Here is a 6,162-nt window from a genome sequence, read left to right on the forward strand (position 1 = left end):
AAGTCATAGCTTATATATCTACAACAGACTCCATTATTTACATTACGGTAATATCGTTCTTAATTCATTTAGAACAGATTTGCCGTCAGCAGTCACCGGTTCTCCGTCCTCCGACTAGAAGTTGCAAGACGCAAGGCGCCGAAAAGCATCGGCGGTCGCAATGCACTGAGGTGCATCAGTGGACGCAAGGCTGGCGAAGAACATGCCAGGACGCAATGCCCGCTTCGCGGGGAAAGAACCGCTTGGATTATAAACGCTGAAGGCTGTACGCTGGGGAAAACGATTCTTCGACACTTTATATCCTTGTTCTTCTTTCTTACTCAAGGAGGGCGAGACGTGTCTGTTCGGGACTCGTTTGTTTACATGTGCCTAATATAGTTCTTCATTCAGGAGAGCAATGCAAAGAGAGATGAAGACAAAAGTGATACAAGAAGACGTATCTCTTTGCCTTTTTCACCCCGAGGGGAATTGGACAAGCAAATGAGGAATAGTAGAATAAGAAGAAATGAAGTGGTGAGGATGAAGCATCCAAGAGTGAACACTTGGATGCTGTATTCTTTTTACTGCAGAATATAAGTATCACGGTTCGATTAGCAAAGGTGTTCTTGTGGACAGGTAGGAAATTGCATAGGCTTTGCAGATAAGAGGGAAGTTGGAGCAAGATGGCCGTTCTTGAATGCTCTTAGGAGAATGAATCCGCCACCGAGCTAGACACAAATTGGATAGCCTATAATAAGTAAGGTCTCCATTTGCTACAATATGACAAAGTAATGCGATGATATAATTTTCTTGAGCTTTTTCTGAATTGGAGGGATTTCAGTGCTTGTTTCGCATCTATCCGTCAGGAACTGGAGAAATTTCCGGGAGATCGATGTGGATCTTACCAGAAGAGTTTTTCTTGTCGGGCCCAACGCATCGGGAAAATCCAATTTCCTCGATGTGCTTAGATTTCTGAGAGACATAGCAAAGTCTGGGGGAGGCCTGCAGGAGGCATTGACCAATCGAGGAGGCATTTCGAAAGTTAGATGTCTGTCAGCGCGCAGAAGCTCAGATGTCCAAATTTCGATCACTCTTTCAGATGATCAAAGAAAAGAAGAGAAGTGGCGATACTCGCTAGGCATTACTCGTGAGACAGGTGGTAAGCGACTACAAGTATTGACTCATGAGAGAGTTTGGAAAGATTATTTTTTTTCGTGACAGACTCCATTATTTACATTGGAGTAACGTAGTTCTCTGTCAGCTGGATCGGTTTTCCGTCCTCGGTTCTCCGTGAAGAGAAAGATCCCGTATGGACCTACAATTCCTCCATTTTTGACACCACAGTAATTTCGCGGCGATTGCTGTCAAAGAGAATTCAAATGGTAGAATTCTGTTGTTGGTTTTCTTTCTTTTCTTCTTCCGCCCTTTCTTTCGTGACAGACTCCATTATTTACATTCTGGTAATATAATTCTTCGTTCAATTAGAACAGGTTTGCCGTCAACGGTTCTCCGTCCGCCGACAAGAACGAAAAGCCGGGTCTTGGGTCTCGCAATATCGAGATCCCGTACACAGGCCCTTAAAAGGAGACCCCAAACAGGTGCCCAAACAAGAGCTTTTCAGGGCGGGCTAATTGGGGCAGGTTTTCTGGGCACGCTCCACGGGATGACAATACGTGGGAATTACAGAATGACAACGCTTCATGTCATTCTGACATGGTTCTGGTCAGAATCTGTATCCGTGCCGTGTTTTCAAGACCAGATCCCGTGCAAAAGCATCACGGGATGACGGTGTGGGGAAATTATGGGATGACGACGTTTCACGTCATCCTGACAATGCTCCTGGTCAGGATCCCTGTCCCTCGCGAAAAAAGGGACAGGCGCTAGGAGAATCGTCAGTCCCTATTTTTGCTCTTCCCTTCTCGTGAGCGAAGCGAATTCTCGATGCTCTTTCTCCAATGTTTTATGAACATAGAGCACTACGGGATGACAGTACAAGGGCGTTACAGTTCACGAGACTTCTTTGATCAGCCTTGAAGAGTTTGACTAACATTCAGTGCTTTCCATTTGAGCATAGGCTGCTTCTTGATTCTATCTACGAGTTCTTTGTCATTGGTAATGATTTCTGGTTTGATTTCGCCTTTTTCGTTTAGGATTCTTAAGAATTCTCTTTCATTGTCTTTCAGAGGCAACAAATAGGAGGCTACTTTCTGGCATGATCTTTCGATATCACTGGCGAGAGTGTCGAGTTCTTCTTAGTCAAGTGTACCTCTTAGAAGTGGCAACAATCGTTTTTTCAGATCATTCTTGTTTACTCGAAGTGATTTTTCGTCTATTTCGAGCCAGTTCTTTCGATTCAACCCCCCAAAAACCGTAAAGGCAAGCCGGAGTTTTTCAAGATCAAGGGTGTCTATTTGCTTATGGAGCAAATAAACATCATAAAGGTCTCTGCTTGTTTCTCGAGAAAAACAGGCCGCGATTTTCGAGGCGAAAACTTCCAGCTTGTTTACTAATGGAACTCTGCGGGCTATTTGACTACCTAGCTGCCTTGAATCCATTGTTTCTATTTCAAACAGTGGAACCCTCATCATGTAGTTTATGTCAATAGACAGGTTTCCTCCAGAAGATAGGGAGCTTACGTACCTCAATGAATAAGAGGTGGCTGCTTCTGAATCCCTTTTGTTTCTTATGGACAGGCTCTCTTCGTGGCAAACTGATTCTATGATGTTCTCAAAACCGTCTCTGTCACAGTCGAGTTCTTCTCGAGTGGGTGATCCAATATAGTTGATATCTATATCTACCGACAATCTCGGAATTTCCAGGAAGAATAGATTAATTGCCGTTCCCCCCCTTTAGAGCGAAACTCCCTTTAAGACGATCGATACTTGATGCGCGATCAAGCCATGAAAGCAGTAGAGAGACTTTCTCAATAATCTCCTGCCGATAACCCGTCTGACCGGATAATCTAAACAGAGTCTCCCTGGACATTCTCATTGCTCTTCCCACCTTTCATTCAATATGTATTCAGGAATTACGAGATTCCAATCCTTCACCAACCTGGATCTGTCAACACGTGATCGATCAAAGTAATGCGGCGAAACTGGGATCATTTTTTTAAGTTCTCTCAATAGAGTCTGGTCATTGTTTGTGATTTTCGGATGTCTTTGTAAGAAGAAGCCGACTTTGGCGCTAGTGGTAGAGTTGTCAAGCGCTCTCAGATAATTCAGCAGGTTTTCGGTGTTTAGATACTCGGTCATTTTGAGGGAACGCCAGACCTCTTCAATTCCGCCACATAGATTGGGTCTATCGAGCATATCTGCAAATGTTCTTTCTCTACTGGTTATAAGAACGTTTATACCTTTTATATCCGCTTGCTCCGTGAGTAGGAAGTAGTTGTCTGAACGAAGCAGGTTCTGAGAGGGGTGAGTCGGTACGTATTCGATTTCCCTGAATACTAAAGGATGCACACTCTTCATAGTCAAGAATGTTCTGGTACTGAAAAGCGAGTAGGTATTCCCATTGAATTCCTGAGCCGTATGATAGGCAAGAATCGCATCCTCTGTTCTCTTCCCTGCGATTAGAAATGAATCAGGGGCGAATTGTTCTGCCTTGTGGTTTAGGGGTACCACTGCGTAGAGGCCACGACAGATTTTGAGGACACGGCCTCTCTTAACGTGATAATTCAGAAGAACGCTGTAGTTCTCAAGACTCTTCGCTTTATTCTTCTTCAGAAATTCTTTTAGTTCACGAGTCGTGAAGACCGGTGATTCTTCAAAAAAAAGTTCTAACCTCACTTGATCTCCTCTCCGTGACTTGACATCTAGTGGCATATAGTATAAATATTTTATATTTTTAGGTGATCCATGTCAAGCACAATGATAACGTCATCGTGGTACGAGCTGGGCCTGGGGTTGTGGGGTTCTGGGTCTGGCAGAAAACACTAGACGCAAGGCGTCGAGAAGCATCGGCGGTCAATTAAGAAGTGATGCTGGGAAGAACATCCCAGGAAGTGAGGCCCGGAAGAACATCCGGGGAAGTGAGGCCGACTGCGTCGGGAAGTGATGCTAACCTTTCGGGACAGACTCCGTTATTTACATTATCGTAACGGAGATCTTCATTCAATAGGAGGAACTTACTGGCAATGGTTCTCCGTTCTCTCAGAAGAGCGAGATCTCGCATAAAATCAGCATACGATGACCAAATGAGGAGATGTTAACTTACGCATTTTCTTAGCTAGTGCCTTTGAAGACGAATAAGACAACCTCAAAGATGTTTCAGTCTTTCATGCTTTTGTCAACAACTAAATGTTCTTGTGGGCCTTCGATTCCTTGTTTGCGGAGAAGACGGATTTTCTGAGAGTTCTTGCTGACCTTTACCTTGCCTGATGAAACCCAGAAGAACTTCCGGTTCTCAGTGATGATCAACAGGTCATTATCAATAATCCATCGCTTCACCCATTGCGCCTTCTTGATCACCGCATCGACCTCGGATTCATTTGCCGGATGAATCTCTATGAATGCTGTTTTCAGAATATCATCAGTCTCAATGAAAACGGCGTAGTCCCACCTATTATCATTGGGATAATCTTCTTCAAGACATCTATCTATGTCAACGCTCTTTGTTTTAGTTCTCGTTACTTGAAGGCTGACTTTGTCAGGTTTCGCAATTGCTTGAAGTCCGTTCTTTATACAGGGGCCAAGAGAAGAATTCATCAAGGGCTGCATTTTGTCCATTTTCTACCTCCAGAGCTGTGCTACGATTTCGTTTGTCTTGGAAGTGAATTCTACAAGGCCACCCCATTCTGAAACTGACTTCTTGTCGCTCCCGGGATCCAGTGAAGAAATATCTTCAGTCAGCACACCCGTTTCGGTTGGTTTGAAATAGCTGACTACGAGCTTCTTGTTCTCAAGATCTTCTATTAGTTTGTTTGTATTTGGGGTTGTTTTCAGTTCGAAAAGGTCGAGGAGAAGTCTCCTCTTTTTGTCCGTGCTTGCCTCAGGATGAGATACAATCTCATTTATCGCCCAAACGAGTTCGATTATTCCCGAAGAATGCGTTGAGAGCAAGACTTTGTAATTTCTGCTCAACAGCTCGACTATTGTGAGAAAGACATCCCTGATTGCAAGCGGGTGAAGACCTGCTTCCGGCTCTTCAACAATAACCCAGTTCACACCTTGTTTCCTCGATACTTTTGCTGAAGGCAACAGCCAGAACAATCCAAGTAGTAACGGCGCAAATTCCCTTTGACCTGCGGACCAGGTCATGATGGGCATTGATACTCCTGCAATCTCCAGCATGATTCTTTTTCTGAGACCGATGTCTAGTTTTAATATTCCTTCTCTTATTATGGATTTCTGGAGTGCGTCTCTTATTTCTTTCTTGAAGTATCCGTCTCTCGGAAAGATCGGGGTAGCACCGCTCCCGAGACGCGAACCCATAATTTGCCTGATCTTCTCACTGAAATCCTTAACAACGAAAGGGTACGTAGGATCGAAAGAGTTGAAAGGAAGGGGCCACCCGGCAGAGATAATCAGGACTCGTTGAGCAGGTATATAAAATACTTTGGCTTCACTGTCAGCTTTACCTGATCTCTTCACGTGAGTTTCGATCTGGAACTTCCTCCCGTTAAGTTCAATGCGACTCTGTGAATTCCATATTGCTTGCATTCCTTCGCCAAAATAGACAGGCAAAAAACTCTCGAGCTCATTATTCCAATCAAAACCAAGCTTCTTCAATTCCCTTACTATATTGGCGTGATCAACGCAGAATTTGAACAACTGAAGAAAGATGCTCTTCCCCGTTGCTTGCGGTCCGACGAGAACTGTCAAATCACCTGCCGAAATGTCTGCTTTTTCTATCGGACCAATATTCTCAAGTACGACTCTCACGGTTGGCCCTCCTTTCTTCTTCCTCTAATCGATATCCTATTTAAGGTAATTATAACAACTTCCGCATGAATTCACGCATTTTCAACTGAAGCAGAAAAACGGTGACAAGCGGAGATTTGAACCTCTGTGAAGATTATTCATTTCGAGGGAAGAAGAATAACCGATGTTAGAAAATCAGCGAAATGTGTTTTGCTATAATCTGAAGTGTGCAAAAATGGGTACAGACATTAGAAGACTTGTCAGTCCCCATTTTTGCTAACATTTCCGCGGTTAGAGGTGATGATGATGCCGAGGTCTG

Annotated in this window: 6 protein-coding genes; 1 reads left to right on the forward strand and 5 read right to left on the reverse strand. The window is 44.0% G+C overall.

Annotation, left to right across the window (positions count from 1 at the left end):
- The first annotated feature begins 819 nt into the window (after positions 1-819).
- Positions 820-1,197 carry an AAA family ATPase gene (locus tag BG32_RS11925; protein WP_121526894.1) on the forward strand — a complete coding sequence of 126 codons (378 nt, stop codon included), beginning with the start codon at positions 820-822 and terminating at the stop codon, positions 1,195-1,197.
- Between the two features lie 1,034 nt (positions 1,198-2,231).
- On the opposite strand, the gene BG32_RS16675 is transcribed toward BG32_RS11925, so the two are convergent.
- The 5 genes from BG32_RS16675 to BG32_RS11945 all read right to left on the reverse strand — a co-directional run bounded on the left by BG32_RS16675 (position 2,232) and on the right by BG32_RS11945 (position 5,864).
- A complete protein-coding gene (locus BG32_RS16675) occupies positions 2,232-2,783 on the reverse strand; it encodes a nucleotidyl transferase AbiEii/AbiGii toxin family protein (protein ID WP_259459707.1) in 552 nt (183 codons plus the stop codon).
- Positions 2,784-2,808: 25 nt separating this feature from the next.
- Positions 2,809-2,970 carry a hypothetical protein gene (locus tag BG32_RS16680; RefSeq protein WP_259459708.1) on the reverse strand — a complete coding sequence of 54 codons (162 nt, stop codon included), beginning with the start codon at positions 2,968-2,970 and terminating at the stop codon, positions 2,809-2,811.
- Entirely contained in the window at positions 2,967-3,770 is an 804-nt protein-coding gene (locus BG32_RS11935; protein WP_121526896.1) for a type IV toxin-antitoxin system AbiEi family antitoxin domain-containing protein, read from the reverse strand. The genes BG32_RS16680 and BG32_RS11935 overlap by 4 nt, the downstream gene beginning before the upstream one ends.
- Positions 3,771-4,250: 480 nt before the next feature.
- Entirely contained in the window at positions 4,251-4,709 is a 459-nt protein-coding gene (locus BG32_RS11940; RefSeq protein WP_121526897.1) for a hypothetical protein, read from the reverse strand.
- Positions 4,710-4,712: 3 nt separating this feature from the next.
- Positions 4,713-5,864, reverse strand: coding sequence for an AAA family ATPase (locus tag BG32_RS11945; protein ID WP_121526898.1), 1,152 nt, complete (start codon positions 5,862-5,864; stop codon positions 4,713-4,715).
- Positions 5,865-6,162: the final 298 nt, after the last annotated feature.

Source organism: Mesotoga sp. HF07.pep.5.2.highcov (genome assembly GCF_003666285.1).
GTDB lineage: Bacteria > Thermotogota > Thermotogae > Petrotogales > Kosmotogaceae > Mesotoga > Mesotoga prima.

Bases quoted from the DNA above. Each gene is read 5' to 3' on its own strand.
- BG32_RS16680 (WP_259459708.1), bottom strand. From the start codon at position 2,970: ATGAGAATGTCCAGGGAGACTCTGTTTAGATTATCCGGTCAGACGGGT.
- BG32_RS11940 (WP_121526897.1), bottom strand. From the start codon at position 4,709: ATGGACAAAATGCAGCCCTTGATGAATTCTTCTCTTGGCCCCTGTATA.